Annotated in this window: 16 protein-coding genes; 8 read left to right on the forward strand and 8 right to left on the reverse strand. The window is 62.3% G+C overall.

Annotated features, from left to right (window positions below):
• Window positions 1-62: 62 nt before the first annotated feature.
• A complete protein-coding gene (locus RHEC894_RS19825; RefSeq protein WP_085738552.1) occupies window positions 63-716 on the reverse strand; it encodes a hypothetical protein in 654 nt (217 codons plus the stop codon).
• A 205-nt stretch (window positions 717-921) separates the two neighbouring features.
• Here RHEC894_RS19825 and ftsE point away from each other — a divergent pair, with 205 nt between their 5' ends.
• The 4 genes from ftsE to RHEC894_RS19845 all read left to right on the forward strand — a co-directional run bounded on the left by ftsE (window position 922) and on the right by RHEC894_RS19845 (window position 4,256).
• The gene (gene ftsE, locus RHEC894_RS19830; protein ID WP_003567051.1) at window positions 922-1,581 is read left to right on the forward strand and encodes a cell division ATP-binding protein FtsE; all 660 of its coding nucleotides are present in this window, start codon (window positions 922-924) and stop codon (window positions 1,579-1,581) included.
• A complete protein-coding gene (locus RHEC894_RS19835; protein ID WP_085738553.1) occupies window positions 1,574-2,587 on the forward strand; it encodes an ABC transporter permease in 1,014 nt (337 codons plus the stop codon). Before ftsE ends, RHEC894_RS19835 begins: the two co-directional genes overlap by 8 nt.
• Window positions 2,588-2,654: 67 nt before the next feature.
• Window positions 2,655-3,371: a YdcF family protein gene (locus tag RHEC894_RS19840; protein ID WP_085738554.1), complete on the forward strand. Its 717-nt coding sequence runs from the start codon at window positions 2,655-2,657 to the stop codon at window positions 3,369-3,371.
• A gap of 87 nt (window positions 3,372-3,458) precedes the next feature.
• Window positions 3,459-4,256, forward strand: coding sequence for a 1-acyl-sn-glycerol-3-phosphate acyltransferase (locus RHEC894_RS19845; protein ID WP_085738555.1), 798 nt, complete (start codon window positions 3,459-3,461; stop codon window positions 4,254-4,256).
• 149 nt (window positions 4,257-4,405) lie between these two features.
• Here RHEC894_RS19845 and RHEC894_RS19850 read toward each other — a convergent pair whose 3' ends face one another.
• Window positions 4,406-4,933, reverse strand: a complete 528-nt coding sequence (locus tag RHEC894_RS19850) for a gamma-glutamylcyclotransferase (RefSeq protein ID WP_085738556.1) — start codon at window positions 4,931-4,933, stop codon at window positions 4,406-4,408.
• A gap of 50 nt (window positions 4,934-4,983) precedes the next feature.
• Here RHEC894_RS19850 and RHEC894_RS19855 point away from each other — a divergent pair, with 50 nt between their 5' ends.
• Window positions 4,984-6,000 (forward strand): DUF2125 domain-containing protein, encoded by a 1,017-nt coding sequence (locus RHEC894_RS19855; protein ID WP_085738557.1) that lies wholly within the window; start codon window positions 4,984-4,986, stop codon window positions 5,998-6,000.
• On the opposite strand, the gene RHEC894_RS19860 is transcribed toward RHEC894_RS19855, so the two are convergent.
• The 4 genes from RHEC894_RS19860 to RHEC894_RS19875 form a co-directional block, all read right to left on the reverse strand.
• Window positions 5,997-6,416: a GNAT family N-acetyltransferase gene (locus tag RHEC894_RS19860; RefSeq protein ID WP_010067575.1), complete on the reverse strand. Its 420-nt coding sequence runs from the start codon at window positions 6,414-6,416 to the stop codon at window positions 5,997-5,999. The genes RHEC894_RS19855 and RHEC894_RS19860 overlap by 4 nt on opposite strands.
• A 9-nt stretch (window positions 6,417-6,425) precedes the next feature.
• Window positions 6,426-7,352: a prephenate/arogenate dehydrogenase family protein gene (locus tag RHEC894_RS19865; RefSeq protein WP_085738558.1), complete on the reverse strand. Its 927-nt coding sequence runs from the start codon at window positions 7,350-7,352 to the stop codon at window positions 6,426-6,428.
• Window positions 7,349-8,446 (reverse strand): histidinol-phosphate transaminase, encoded by a 1,098-nt coding sequence (gene hisC, locus RHEC894_RS19870; protein WP_206427879.1) that lies wholly within the window; start codon window positions 8,444-8,446, stop codon window positions 7,349-7,351. Before hisC ends, RHEC894_RS19865 begins: the two co-directional genes overlap by 4 nt.
• Before the next feature lie 91 nt (window positions 8,447-8,537).
• Window positions 8,538-9,314: a class I SAM-dependent methyltransferase gene (locus RHEC894_RS19875; protein WP_003582647.1), complete on the reverse strand. Its 777-nt coding sequence runs from the start codon at window positions 9,312-9,314 to the stop codon at window positions 8,538-8,540.
• 53 nt (window positions 9,315-9,367) lie between these two features.
• Here RHEC894_RS19875 and gloB point away from each other — a divergent pair, with 53 nt between their 5' ends.
• The gene (gene gloB, locus RHEC894_RS19880) at window positions 9,368-10,138 is read left to right on the forward strand and encodes a hydroxyacylglutathione hydrolase (RefSeq protein WP_085738560.1); all 771 of its coding nucleotides are present in this window, start codon (window positions 9,368-9,370) and stop codon (window positions 10,136-10,138) included.
• A complete protein-coding gene (locus tag RHEC894_RS19885) occupies window positions 10,138-10,560 on the forward strand; it encodes a cupin domain-containing protein (RefSeq protein ID WP_010069652.1) in 423 nt (140 codons plus the stop codon). Before gloB ends, RHEC894_RS19885 begins: the two co-directional genes overlap by 1 nt.
• Before the next feature lie 2 nt (window positions 10,561-10,562).
• Here RHEC894_RS19885 and RHEC894_RS19890 read toward each other — a convergent pair whose 3' ends face one another.
• Both RHEC894_RS19890 and RHEC894_RS19895 read right to left on the reverse strand, forming a co-directional pair.
• Window positions 10,563-11,450, reverse strand: a complete 888-nt coding sequence (locus tag RHEC894_RS19890; RefSeq protein ID WP_010069653.1) for an EamA family transporter — start codon at window positions 11,448-11,450, stop codon at window positions 10,563-10,565.
• 30 nt (window positions 11,451-11,480) lie between these two features.
• Window positions 11,481-12,260 (reverse strand): DUF3108 domain-containing protein, encoded by a 780-nt coding sequence (locus tag RHEC894_RS19895; protein WP_010069654.1) that lies wholly within the window; start codon window positions 12,258-12,260, stop codon window positions 11,481-11,483.
• Window positions 12,261-12,501: 241 nt separating this feature from the next.
• Here RHEC894_RS19895 and rpmB point away from each other — a divergent pair, with 241 nt between their 5' ends.
• Window positions 12,502-12,798 carry a 50S ribosomal protein L28 gene (rpmB, locus tag RHEC894_RS19900; protein ID WP_010069655.1) on the forward strand — a complete coding sequence of 99 codons (297 nt, stop codon included), beginning with the start codon at window positions 12,502-12,504 and terminating at the stop codon, window positions 12,796-12,798.
• Window position 12,799: the final 1 nt, after the last annotated feature.

Raw genomic sequence — 12,799 nt, forward strand, 5'->3', positions numbered from 1 at the left:
GCGAGTTGTGACCGGAAAGCCGGCCGCGACAGGCCCCGGATTTTCTATGGGAGGCCAGTTTTCTATGGAAGGAAAGAAAGCCTGACTTCCGGCATTTTTCCGCCGGTATGCTGGACACGGGCCGAGAAGCCCCGGCTCTGGCCGCTATAGATGACATCGGACGGCGGATTGATGACGATGCTGGCGGTCAGCCGCTCGTCGGTCACCAGATCGGCCCGGATCGGCCGCACCGTCTGCGTCGTACCGCTGTCGTTTTCGACGATGCCGTTGATGACGAGCACGCGCATGCCGTTCGCGTCGCGCGGCGTCACCGTCACATGGGTGAAATGCAGCGGCGCTCCGGAATAGGCGGGCTCCCCGGAAAAGCCGGAAAAACCACCCGCAAGCCCGAAGACGAGCACGACGAGCGCCAGAACCAGCGCGGAAAAACTCCGCATCGACGCGCGCTGCAGGAAAGATTCCATCGCCTGCAGAACCGAAGCGGCCGTCGCCTCCGCAAGCGGCGGCTGTGCAGCCTGTGCACCGGCCATGCGCTTGCGGTTGTCGTTATAAGTCCTTGCGGCAAATTCCGTCGGTCGGACTTTGCCGAGGGTGACGAATTCGGCGTCGGAAATATCGGCAGGGCGCGCCGTGCGGTACTGGCGAGCAGCAGGTTCCGGCGGCAGGAAATCATAGACCTGGCTCGGCGTCCGGCGGCTGAAGGAGGATGCTTCCATGGTGACTGCCTCGCAGATGTCCACATGGTTTCGATGCCGGCAGAAATCTTGGCATTGAAACGAATCCTCCTCAGTCGTAAATTTTAATGGTTAATGCTTCGCAAAGATCGCCATCAAACGGGCGTCTTTCCAGCAAATTTACCGGCTGTTAACCCTGTTGGTTAACAAGTCACACGGTGAAACCAAGAACAGACTGAGCTGCCCGTTGATCCACTTCGAGAATGTCGGTTTGCGCTATGGCATGGGCCCGGAAATTCTCCGGGACCTGACCTTCGACATTCCGAAGAAATCCTTTCAATTCCTGACGGGCCCATCGGGCGCCGGCAAGACGTCGCTGCTGCGGCTGCTCTTCATGTCGCTGCAGCCGACCCGCGGCCTGATCCGCATGTTCGGGCGCGATATTTCCGAAATCCCCCGCCCGGAACTGCCGCTGCTGCGCCGCCGCGTTGGCATCGTCTTCCAGGATTTTCGCCTCCTCGACCATCTGACGACCTATGAAAATGTCGCGTTGCCCTTACGCGTACGCGGCAAGGATGAGAGTTCCTACAAGACGGACGTGCTGGAACTGCTGAAATGGGTGGGCCTCGGCGAACGCATCAACGTGCTGCCGCCGGTACTCTCCGGCGGCGAGAAACAGCGCGCCGCGATCGCCCGGGCGCTGATGGACCGGCCGGAAGTGCTGCTGGCCGACGAACCCACTGGCAACGTCGACCCGCCGATGGCCAAGCGCCTGCTCAATCTCTTTCTCGAACTGAACCGTCTCGGCACGGCCGTTGTGATCGCCACGCATGACCTGGCGCTGATGGAACAGGTGGAAGCCCGCCGCATGATCCTTTCGGGGGGGCATCTCGATATCTATGACTGAGCCCCCATCCAGAAACCGGGACATGGCGCCTGGCAAGGCGGAACAGAAGCGGCCGGAAATGCGCGTGCGCCCGACCGCGCCGATCCTGCCGCCGTCCAACATTCAGGGCAATGCCCTGATGGTGGTCATATCGATCATGGCCTTCCTCGCCTGCCTGACGCTCGGCGGCGTCAGCATGGTACGCTCGACGGCGGCAAGCTGGGAGAGCCAGATTTCCCGCGAGATCACCATCCAGATCAAGCCGGACGACAATCTCGACATGGAAAAGGCGCTGACACAGGCGCGTGACCTGGCGTTGACCTTCGTCGGCACCAAGAGCGGCCAGATCGTCGACGAGGCGGCAACCGCCCGCCTGCTCGAACCCTGGCTCGGTCCCGGTCTCGACCTCAAGGATCTGCCCGTCCCCCGCCTCGTCGTCATCACCATCGACGAGAGCAATCCGCCGGATTTCGATGGAATGCGGGCGATGCTCAAGGACAGCATCCCGCAGGCCAGCCTCGACGATCACCGCACCTGGGTCGACCGGCTGGTGTCCATGGCGCACACGACTGTCATGATCGGCACCGGCATCCTGCTTCTGGTCTTCTCGGCCATGGTGCTGACCGTCGTCTTCGCCACGCGCGGCGCATTGTCGGGCAACCGCCACATCGTCGAAGTGCTGCATTTCGTCGGCGCCGAAAGCTCCTTCGTCGCCACCGAATTCCAGAAGCATTTTCTGAAGATCAGCCTCAAGGGGTCGGCGATCGGCAGCGCGCTTGCCGCTCTCTTTTTCGCCTCCGCGGGCTTCTGGCAGAGCCGGACGCTCGCCACCCCGGAAACAGATCAGGCCACAGCGCTCTTCGGCACTTTTTCCGTCGGCGTGCTCGGTTATGCCGGCATCTTCGCAACGATGATCGTCATCGCGCTGCTGACCACCTTCACCGCGCGTCTGACCGTCATGCGGACGATCTACGAAATCGATACACTACGCTCGGACCCGACACGCACCGACGGCATTGCGAGTTGATCGAGACCATGCCGTTTTGCCGTGAAAGCGTCTGTTCTGCGCCGCAATCAGCGTATAGTCACGATTCATGACCATGGGAGATACGACACCCAACCCGATTCACCAGGACCCGGAGCTCGACCACCGGGCGGGATTGGCGCCGCGGCGCGGGCTGATCCGCCGCCTGCTGCGTTGGGGCGGGTTTGCCTGCGTGCTGACCATGGCGCTGGTGTTCGGCGGCTTCCTGCGGTTCGCCGATTCCGTCACGACGCTGAAGCCCCCGGCCGAGCCGAAGGCAGATGCGATCGTAGTGCTGACGGGGGGCTACCAGCGCATCGACCAGGCCGTCGAGCTGCTGCAGAAGGGTGCCGGCAAACGGCTGCTGATCTCCGGCGTGCATCCGACCACGACGCCGAGGCAGATCCGCAGGATGACGCAGGGTTCAGCCGATCTCTTCTCCTGCTGCGTCGATATCGGTCACGACGCCATAGACACGATCGGCAATGCCGAGGAAGCCTCCAACTGGATCCATGCCAACGGCTACAGGAGTGTCATCGTCGTCACCAACAACTACCATATGCCGCGAAGCCTCGCCGAGCTCTCCTATGTCGATCCCGACATCGAGTTCATTCCCTATCCCGTCGTCAACTCGGATCTGAAAACCCGCAATTGGTTCACCGATCCGAACGCGATGCGCGTCATGCTCGCCGAATATGTGAAGGTGCTGCTGGCCGGCGCCCGCAACATCACCGGCTTCGGCCGCCACACCGGGCTGCGCTCGGCAAGCGTGTCCGCCGCAGACTGAGCTTTTGCATTAACCCATCAGCAAATGCTTTTTATGACGGGCAATATCGTGTAGGCCGGTCGCGTGAGCATGCCTCGGGAAAATTTCATGATCGCCCTGCGTTCCGTTCTCTTCAACACGATCTTCTACGCCAACCTCATCATCCGGATGATCGTGCTCTCGCCCTATTATTTCGTGGCGCCGCGGCTCACCGCCTATGCGATCCCGAAGAACTGGGCGCGTTCCAACCACTGGCTGATGCGGGTGATCGTCGGCACGACCTTCGAGATCGAGGGTCTGGAGAACCTGCCTGATGGTAGCTACATCCTGGCGCCGAAGCACCAGTCTTTCTGGGATACCTATGCGCTGCTGCCGTGGCTGAAGGACCCGGTCTACATCCTGAAGCGCGAGCTGATGTGGATTCCGCTGTTCGGCTGGTACGCCAAAAAGCAGCGGGTGATCCCGGTCAATCGCGGCGCCCGCGGCAAGGTGATGGTGGAAGTGCTCAAACGCACGAAAGAAGAGCTTTCGACCGGCCGCCAGCTGATCATCTATCCCGAGGGCACCCGCCGTCCGCCGGGTGCAGAACCGGTCTATAAATACGGCATCGCCCGCATGTACCGCGATCTCAGCATCCCGGTCGTGCCGGTCGCCATGCATCCCGGCCTCTTCTGGCCGCGGCGAAGCTTCCGCCGTTATCCCGGCCATTTCAAAGTGAGGATCCTGCCGCCGATCATGCCCGGCATGGATCCGGACGCCTTTTTCGCCCATCTGATCGAGGTATCGGAACAGGCAAGCGACGAGCTTCTTCTGGAGACCGTCGAGCGAAATCCGCATCTGCCGCTGCCGCCGACAGCGGTCGAAAGGCTGGCGGAGCTGCGTAAGGTGAAGGCGGAAACGGCCTAAAGCATGTCGCGCAGAAGTGTGCCGCGGTTTTCCCAGGCAAAGCGCGAAGCGCTTTTGCCAGGCAAAGCGCGAAGCGCTTTTGCCGCAACGACATGCGTAAAACAAAGACCTAAAGCGCGAGGAGCGAATCTGAAAGATTGCGACGCGCTTTAAGCGCGTAGCCGCTCCACTTCGTTGACGACCTGCTCCAGCCACTGATCGCGAATACCCATCTGCCTCAGATGCGCCAGCGTGTTGAACACATAGGCATCGTTCGGCCCGGACTGGCCCGTCGCCTCGCTCACCACACGCGCCGCCTCAAATGCATCGAGCGTGCCGGCATATTGCTCATGGTCGCGATCGGCAACATAGGTCACCGCCTCCACCCTGCGGCCTCCGGCAAATTGCAGCCGCACCCGCCGCTCCAGATAAACATTGGTGACCAGTTCGCGGGCGCGGAGATAATCGATCACCTCGTCCCATTTATCCGGCGAAATACGGAAGGCCATGCCGCGGCAGGTGCCGCCTCTGTCGAGGCCGAGGACGAGGCCCGGACTGTCGCGGGTGCCGCGATGGACGAAGGAGCGGACGCAGAGCGAACGCCTGTAACCATGCACCAGCGCATCGGCCCGTTCTAAAAACTCGAAGCCCGGATTCCACATCAGCGAACCGTAGCCAAACACCCAAAATTCGTCCATATCGCACGCCAGACCGGAATCACATTTGCGATTCACCATTGGAGAACATCATGGCAGCGTCAAGCCGATCCGGCAGCGGTCAATCCAGCAGCGGCAAGAAATTCTGGCTGCTGGGTGGCGGCATCCTCCTGGTGATCGCGCTTTATACCGGCGGTTGGTTCTATGCGGCATCGGCATTGAAGACCACGGTGCTGAAAGCGATCGCACCAGGCAATCCGGCGGGCGTCAGCGGCGAATGCGCCGATATCGAATTCCGCGGCTATCCTTTCCGTATCGGCCTGTTCTGCTCCAAGATCGATGTCGACGACAATGTCAACGGCGTCTCGGCCAGTTTCGGCGCGCTGCGCTCGGCAGCCCAGGTCTACGCGCCCGGCAATATCGTCTGGGAACTTGATTCGCCGGCCGAAATCCGCACCACCAACGGCCTTTCGATCTCGGCGCAATGGACGAACCTGCTGTCGAGCCTTGCGACCAGGCTCAAGGGTATCGACCACAGCTCGACCGTCATCGAGGGTCTGAAAGCGACGGCGGTCTCCTCCTACACCGGCCAGACCATCAGCTTCGATGCCGCTCGCACCGAAATCCATCTGCGCCAGAACGGCGCCGATCTGGATGGCGCAATCTCGGTGCAGGATGCCAACACGGCGATCAAGGACTGGCCGCAGATCTTCCCGAAATTCTCCGCCAGCATCGATCTGACCATCGCCGGCAAGGCCGGCCTGATCGACGGCAGTGATCCGAGCGGCCTTAACGGTGCCAGCGGCGAACTGCGCCGCATCGTCGCCGACATCGGCGACGGCAAGGTGATGACGCTCACCGGGCCTTTTTCCCTTGACGAGCAGGGTCTTCTGTCCGGAAAATTCAAGCTGGAGATCGAACAGCTCGGTCCCTGGGGCCACAGCTTGAAACAGGCCTTCCCCGATGTCGCCTCGACCGTCGATACGGCGACGAAGCTCTTGAAATCGCTTGCCGGCGGCAAGGACAAGGTCTCGGTCGATCTCGTCGTCGATCACGGCAACGCCACCGTCAGCGGCTTCATCCCACTCGGCCGGATTCCGCCGATCTAACCGATCCGCTTGATAAAAAAGACCTCGGGTACCGACTGAAGTCCGGGCAGCTCGATTGCGCCGGTTTCGACAAATCCGTTGCGGCGATGCCAGTCCTGCGGCCGGCTCTCGTCGCATTCGCTCGAGGTCATCAGCAAGTGGGCACCCTCGCCACGCATCGCTGCTTCCCAGGCGAGAAACAGCGCTGTGCCGACGCCCGACCGGCGGTGGCCGGGCAGAACGCGGATCATTTCCATATAGGGAACCCTGCCCCAGAAGCGGGAGAACCGCAGGAAGCCAACGATCTCGCCGGCCTGCCTGGCAACGAGATATTCGCCAACCGCCACGCATCGCGATACCCATGCCTTGCCGGCACTGGCGTCCTCGCGAGCCAGCCAGTCGATATCGGCCTGACTTGCGCTCGCCACCTCCACCATCGCGAGAGGCTACTTCTTATCCAGCGCGTGGGGACGGCCGAAATCGGGCGCGTCGACATCCTGGCCGGCCTGGACGATGGAGCGGCGGATGGCGCGCGTGCGGGTGAAGAGTTCGAAAATCTTGTCGCCCTCGCCCCAGCGGATCGCGCGCTGCAGATAGGCGAGATCCTCCGAGAAGCGTGCCAGCATTTCGAGGATCGCATCGCGATTGTGCAGGCAGACGTCGCGCCACATGGTCGGGTCTGAGGCAGCAAGGCGGGTGAAGTCGCGAAAGCCGGAGGCCGAATATTTGATGACTTCCGATTCCGTGACCGTCTCCAGATCGTCGGCGGTGCCGACGATGTTGTAGGCGATGATATGCGGCAGGTGCGAGACGATCGCCAGCACCTTGTCGTGATGCTCCGCATCCATCTCGTCGACCTTCGAGCCGAGCGCTTCCCAGAAGCTGCGCAGCCGTTTCATCGCCGCCTCGTCGGTGCCGGCGACCGGCGTGAAGATGCACCAGCGGCCTTCGAAGAGACCGGGAAAACCGGCATCCGGACCGGATTTTTCCGTACCGGCCAGCGGATGTCCGGGGATGAAATGCACATAATCGGGCATATGCGGCAGCATTTGCGCGATGACCGAGGCCTTGGTGGAGCCGACATCGGTGACGATAGTGCCCGGCTTCAAGCGTCCCGCGATCTCCTTCGCCACACTTTCCGAAGCACCGACCGGTACCGAAACGATGATGAGGTCGGCATCCTCGACGGCATCGGCCGAAGACGTCGTGTAGCGATCGCCGAGACCGAGTTCTTCCGCGCGCTTCAGCGTATCGGGGCTGCGCGTCGCGACGACGATCTCTCTTGCAAGGCCAAGCCGCCTGATGTCGTAGGCGAGCGAAGAGCCGATCAGACCGATGCCGATCAGCGCGATACGATCGAACTGCACGTTCATGCCTTGCGTCCCATGAATTCGGTGAGGGCGGCGATAACGCCGCGGTTGGCCTCGTCCGGCCCGATGCTCATGCGCAACGCATTGGCGAAGCCATAGCTGCGCACGGCGCGCAGGATATAGCCGCGGCTCGTCAGCAGATCGTCGGCATCGGCGGCGCGTTTGCCGTCGACCTCGGGGAAATGGATGAGGACGAAGTTGGCGACGGAAGGCGTCACCTTCAGGCCGATCGCTTCGAGCGCCTGAGTGAGCGTCTCGACCCACATCTGGTTGAAGGAGACGGCCTGCTGGATGAAAGCCTGGTCGCGGATGGCCGCAGCACCCGCGGCGATTGCCGCTGCATTCAAATTGAAGGGCGCACGCACCCGGTTCAACGCGTCGACGATTTCGACGGGCGCATACATCCAGCCGACACGCAGCGCCGCCAGGCCGTAGGCCTTCGAGAAGGTGCGGGTCATCACCACATTGGCATTGGAGGACACGACCTCGATGCCGGCTTCATAATCGTTGCGGCGCACATATTCGGCATAAGCCGCGTCGAGCACGAGCACGACGTGCTTCGGCAGCCCGGCCTGCAGGCGGCGGATCTCGCTGACCGGAACATAGGTACCTGTGGGATTGCCGGGATTGGCGATGAAGACGATCTTGGTCTTCTCCGTCACTGCCGCCAGGATCGCGTCGACATCGACGGTATAGTCCTTTTCCCGGACGACGACAGGCGTGGCGCCTGCGCCCATGATCTGGATCTTGTAGACGAGGAAGCCGTGCTCGGTGATAACGGCCTCATCACCGGCGCCGAGATAGACATGGCAAAGCAGGCCGAGCAGTTCGTCGGAACCGTTGCCGCACAGGATGTTTGCCGGATTGAGACCATGCACGGCAGCGATCGCCTCGCGCAGTTCGACCGCCTGCCCGTCGGGATAGCGCCCAAGATCGCCGCCAGCAGCCTTGAAGGCCTCGATCGCCTTCGGGCTGGCACCGAGCGGCGTCTCGTTGGACGAAAGCTTGTAGACGCGGGCAACGCCCGGCACATGTTCCTTGCCCGGCACATAAGATGCGATATCGAGAATACCGGGACGCGGAACGGGCTTGCTCATCTCAACGCTCATGGGATCGACCTTGGAATTGCCGGAAAATGACCCCGTGGCATTAAAGCGGAATCCGGTTCTTGTCGAGAGCCGGGCGGCCTCAGCGGTTGCGTGTGGTCGGTACGCCATGCGGCGCCAGAACCGGCACGAAGACGCGGCGAGAGGCGCGTGCCGCAACCGGCAGCCCCTGATAGAGCCGCTTCTGCGCCTCGACGATGATGACGCCTGAAAAGGCCGGCCACAGCGTTCGGCCGATCCGCTCGAAGGCGCGCCGAAGCCGCAGGATGGTCCTGAGCTTGGAAGGCGGGAAGAACAGCGCTTCGGCCGTTGCGCCTGGGGTAAAATTCGTCTCACGCAGCAGATGCGTCAGCTGACCGCGCGAATAGGGGCGGCCCGAACCGAAGGGCGTATGCTCCATGCGGGCCCACACACCGCGCCGGTTCGGCACGACAATAACCAGCCGCCCGCCCGGCGCCAGCACCCGCCAGAGCTCCTTCAGCGTCTCGCGCGGGCTTTCGGCAAATTCCAGCGAATGCACCATCAGCACCCGGTCAATCGAGGAATCCGGCAGCGGCAGTTCCTCGTCGAAGACAAGTGTCGTCGACGAGAGCGAGCCCATTGGCCAGTTCACCGCGCCCTGCCCGGCCGGCATGAAGGCGAAGGTGCGCTCGGTATCGGCCTGGAAGCGGTCGAGGAAAGGCACGGCATAACCGAGGCCGACCAGGCGCTCCTGCGGCAGCCGCACCCAGAGCGAGGACAGCGCCATGGCGATCGACTGCTCGGCAAGACGCCCGAGCTCGGAATGGTAGAACTGGCGTAGGTCGACGATATCGGCGTGCATTGCGATAAATGTTATCAGCGGGCGGTTGGACTTCAAGACCGGACCCTCTACATTTCCGCGAGACTCGCATGACAAGGGATTATTGCACGATGAAACCTTTGGAATTAGACGTTTTTCTCTGCCGCACCGACAATTTCGGCGTTCTCGTCCACGATCCGGAGACCGGTTTTACCGCGGCGATCGACGCGCCGGAGGAAGCCCCGATCCTGGAAGCGGCGACACGCCGCGGCTGGAGGATCACCCATATCTTCACCACTCATCATCACACCGACCATGTCGCCGCCAACCTGGCGCTGAAGGAGCAGTTCGGCTGCGAGATCATCGGCCCGATCAACGAGGCCATCGCCATTCCCGGCCTCGACCGGACGATGGCCGATGGCGACAGCTTCCTTTTCGGCGATCACACGGTCGATGTCATCGAGACACCCGGCCACACCGCCGGCCACATCTGCTATCACTTCGTCGACGACAAGCTGCTCTTTGCCGCCGACACGCTGTTTGCGCTCGGCTGCGGCCGCCTGTTCGAACGCCCGGCCGCCGACATGTGGCATTCGCTGCAGAAACTTGCCGTGCTGCCGGATGAGACCGCGGTCTATTTCGGCCACGAATATACGCTCTCCAATGCTCGTTTCGCACTAACGGTCGATCCCGGCAATGAGCGGCTGAAGAGCCGTGCGGGTGAGATCGAGGCCTTGCGGGCCGATGGCAAGTTCACCATTCCGACGACGCTGGGGCTGGAGAAGGAAACCAATCCGTTCCTGCGCGCCGCCGATCCGGCGATCCGCCGCAATCTGCTGATGGAAGGCAAGACCAACGAAGAAGTCTTTGCCGAGATCCGCAAGCGCAAGGACAATTTCTGATGTCTCCCGAGGAGATCATCCGCGAACTCGGCATGCAGCCGCACCCGGAAGGCGGCTGGTATGTGCAGACCTTCCGCGACACTATGGGCGGAGAGCGCGGCCACTCGACGGCGATCTACTACCTCCTGACCAGGGGGCAGCGCTCGCACTGGCACCGCGTCCATGACGCCGCCGAGGTCTGGCATTATTACGCCGGCGCGCCGCTTTCGCTGCACCGCTCGGAAGACGGAACAGCAAGCGAGACGCTGACGATCGGAACGAACCTTCCCGCCGGCGAACGGCCGCAGGCGATCGTTCCCGCCAACTGGTGGCAATCGGCCGAAAGCCTCGGCGATTTCACCCTGGTCGGCTGCACCGTTGCGCCCGGCTTCGAATTTTCGAGCTTCGAGATGGCGCCGCCAGGCTGGAAGCCCGGCGGCTGAGATCATTCCGCCGCAACGGCCGGCTGGATCTTGCGGCGGAACATGTTCTGGGCGGCCAGCACCGCCCCGCCGGTGACGAGCAGGCAGGCGAGCGCGATGCGCCAGCTCGGCTCGGCAAAGCCGAACAGCGTCAGGATCAGCGTCGACAGCAGCGGTGCGGCATAACTCGCCGCACCGAGGATCTGGATATCGCCGTTCTTGACGCCGTAATCCCAGGCGTAGAAGGCAGCCCCTACGGGCAGGAGCCCGAGCCCGGCGACGGCGAGCCATTCGAAGGCCGTTGCCGGCCAGACGGTCGTCTCCAGGCCGAGGTGACAGAACAGCGACAGGATCGAGGTCGCAAGGCAGAAGCCGGTGACGACATCGGTGGAGACGGCGTCAAAACGCCGGGTCAGCAGCGAGTAACCGGACCAGGTGAAGGCGCTGAGAAAGGCGGCCCCGTAACCGACGGCATAGGCGCCGTTAAAATCGATGCCGTTGCGGGCGACGATCAGGAAGGTGCCGCAGAGCCCGGCAAGGGCGCCGGTAACATGATACCAGCGCAGACGCTCGCCCGGCAGCAGCGCCGAGCCGACGACGATCAGCAGCGGCCAGAGATAGGCGACCAGCCCGGCCTCGACCGCCGGGGCGTTTCTGAGCGCGGTGAAATAGAGGAAATGATAGCCGAAAAGGCCTGCGATGCCGGTCAACCAGACCTTGGCCGGCTGCTTCAGCAGCGCCAGGCGGGCGGGGTTGACGACAAGCACGACGAGGCCGGGGATGCTGCCGATCGCAAAGCAGATGGCCGAAAGCTGGAACGGCGGCATCCTGCCGGAGGCTGATGTAAACAGCGCCAGGAACGACCACATCAAAATGGCCGTGAAACCGATCAAAGTCGCGCGAAGCTTCACCCGTCCCCCTTCACGCAGGCAGAAGCCCCGTCAGCTGTTGCTGCCATACTTGACGGCAGTGATCGTCACCATGCCATATTCTGTGGGAATGCGCACATAGACGGGAGCGTATACATTTGCCGCGTCCGACTTGGCAAACCAAATTTCCATCCGGTCGCTCTTGCTGAGATAGACGATGTCCTTGCGGCCCTTCTTGTAGCCCGAGCGCGGCACGAAGCGCACGCCGCAGACGACGGCCTTGCCCTTGAAGCCGTCGGTCGAAAAATCCTCGTCGCCCTTCGGCGACAGCACCAGATCCATGCGCGTCTCGCCGTCGAAGATCGGCAGCGTCTGCGAGCAGACCTTGGTGTCGCCGGTGAAGACCAGCCCGGAGATCGGATCGAGCACCGAGCGCATGTCGCCCGGCGTGACATCGACCCAGTTCTTCGGCCGTTTCGGCGCCGGCGTCGTCGTTGCCGAGACGATATTGCCGTTGCGGTAGCTCACCTCATAGACGCGGGCCTTCTTGCCGGTCTTGTAATAGAGCGAATATTTCTGCGCCTGCAGCCTGTCGTCCCGCACGACGCCGGTGACGCTGGTCTTGGCCGAAATCGTCGTGATGAGATCGGCAAGGCCGGCCGAATTGATGCTGCCGGCGATCTTGTAGCTGTGATCGTCCTCGATCTCGGTCAGGAACGCGGCGCGCGCGATCGGCAGGCCCGCGAGCGTCACCCGGTACTCCGTCCGATGCTGGATTTCGGCCGCCGATGCCGGTATGGCAAGAAGCGCTGTTATGGCCGAAATGAAAATCCGTCTGCCCGTATGAGCCATGAATGAAGCCTTGTCTTGCCGCGCGCCGGCAGCCTTTGCCGAGCGCTCTATACTCCTGCCGTGAAGCGAAGAAAACAGCAGCTTTTTGACAGAATTGCGGGAAAGGCCAAGGTTTGGCTTGACGCGAGCGGCCGGTCTGACTATAGAACCGCAACTTTCCAATCATGCCCGTTGGATTGCGCGCCCGGTTTTGCCGGGAATGGCAATTCGATGGCCCGAGAAAAACAAGAATAGGTGTTCCATGTCCCGCGTGTGCGAATTGACCGGCAAGGCCGTCCTGACTGGTAACAATGTCAGCCATGCCAACAACAAGACCAAGCGCCGGTTCCTGCCGAACCTGTGCCAGGTAACGCTGATTTCCGACGCTCTCAACCAGCGTTATCGTCTTCGCGTTTCGGCTGCTGCCCTTCGCTCCGTCGAGCATCGTGGCGGCCTCGATGCCTTCCTGATCAAGGCAAGCGAGAACGAACTGTCGATGCGCGCGCGCCTGCTGCGCCGTCAGATCGTCAAGAAGAACGCCGAAGCCGCTGCTGCGTAAG

The sequence above is a fragment of the Rhizobium sp. CIAT894 genome, assembly GCF_000172795.2.
In the GTDB taxonomy this organism is placed as follows: Bacteria; Pseudomonadota; Alphaproteobacteria; order Rhizobiales; family Rhizobiaceae; genus Rhizobium.

Coding starts and splice junctions, on each gene's coding strand:
- RHEC894_RS19825 (WP_085738552.1), bottom strand. CDS start 716: ATGGAAGCATCCTCCTTCAGCCGCCGGACGCCGAGCCAGGTCTATGAT.
- RHEC894_RS19835 (WP_085738553.1), top strand. CDS start 1,574: ATGACTGAGCCCCCATCCAGAAACCGGGACATGGCGCCTGGCAAGGCG.
- RHEC894_RS19840 (WP_085738554.1), top strand. CDS start 2,655: ATGACCATGGGAGATACGACACCCAACCCGATTCACCAGGACCCGGAG.
- RHEC894_RS19845 (WP_085738555.1), top strand. CDS start 3,459: ATGATCGCCCTGCGTTCCGTTCTCTTCAACACGATCTTCTACGCCAAC.
- RHEC894_RS19850 (WP_085738556.1), bottom strand. CDS start 4,933: ATGGACGAATTTTGGGTGTTTGGCTACGGTTCGCTGATGTGGAATCCG.
- RHEC894_RS19855 (WP_085738557.1), top strand. CDS start 4,984: ATGGCAGCGTCAAGCCGATCCGGCAGCGGTCAATCCAGCAGCGGCAAG.
- RHEC894_RS19860 (WP_010067575.1), bottom strand. CDS start 6,416: ATGGTGGAGGTGGCGAGCGCAAGTCAGGCCGATATCGACTGGCTGGCT.
- RHEC894_RS19865 (WP_085738558.1), bottom strand. CDS start 7,352: ATGAACGTGCAGTTCGATCGTATCGCGCTGATCGGCATCGGTCTGATC.
- hisC (WP_206427879.1), bottom strand. CDS start 8,446: ATGAGCAAGCCCGTTCCGCGTCCCGGTATTCTCGATATCGCATCTTAT.
- gloB (WP_085738560.1), top strand. CDS start 9,368: ATGAAACCTTTGGAATTAGACGTTTTTCTCTGCCGCACCGACAATTTC.
- RHEC894_RS19885 (WP_010069652.1), top strand. CDS start 10,138: ATGTCTCCCGAGGAGATCATCCGCGAACTCGGCATGCAGCCGCACCCG.
- RHEC894_RS19895 (WP_010069654.1), bottom strand. CDS start 12,260: ATGGCTCATACGGGCAGACGGATTTTCATTTCGGCCATAACAGCGCTT.
- rpmB (WP_010069655.1), top strand. CDS start 12,502: ATGTCCCGCGTGTGCGAATTGACCGGCAAGGCCGTCCTGACTGGTAAC.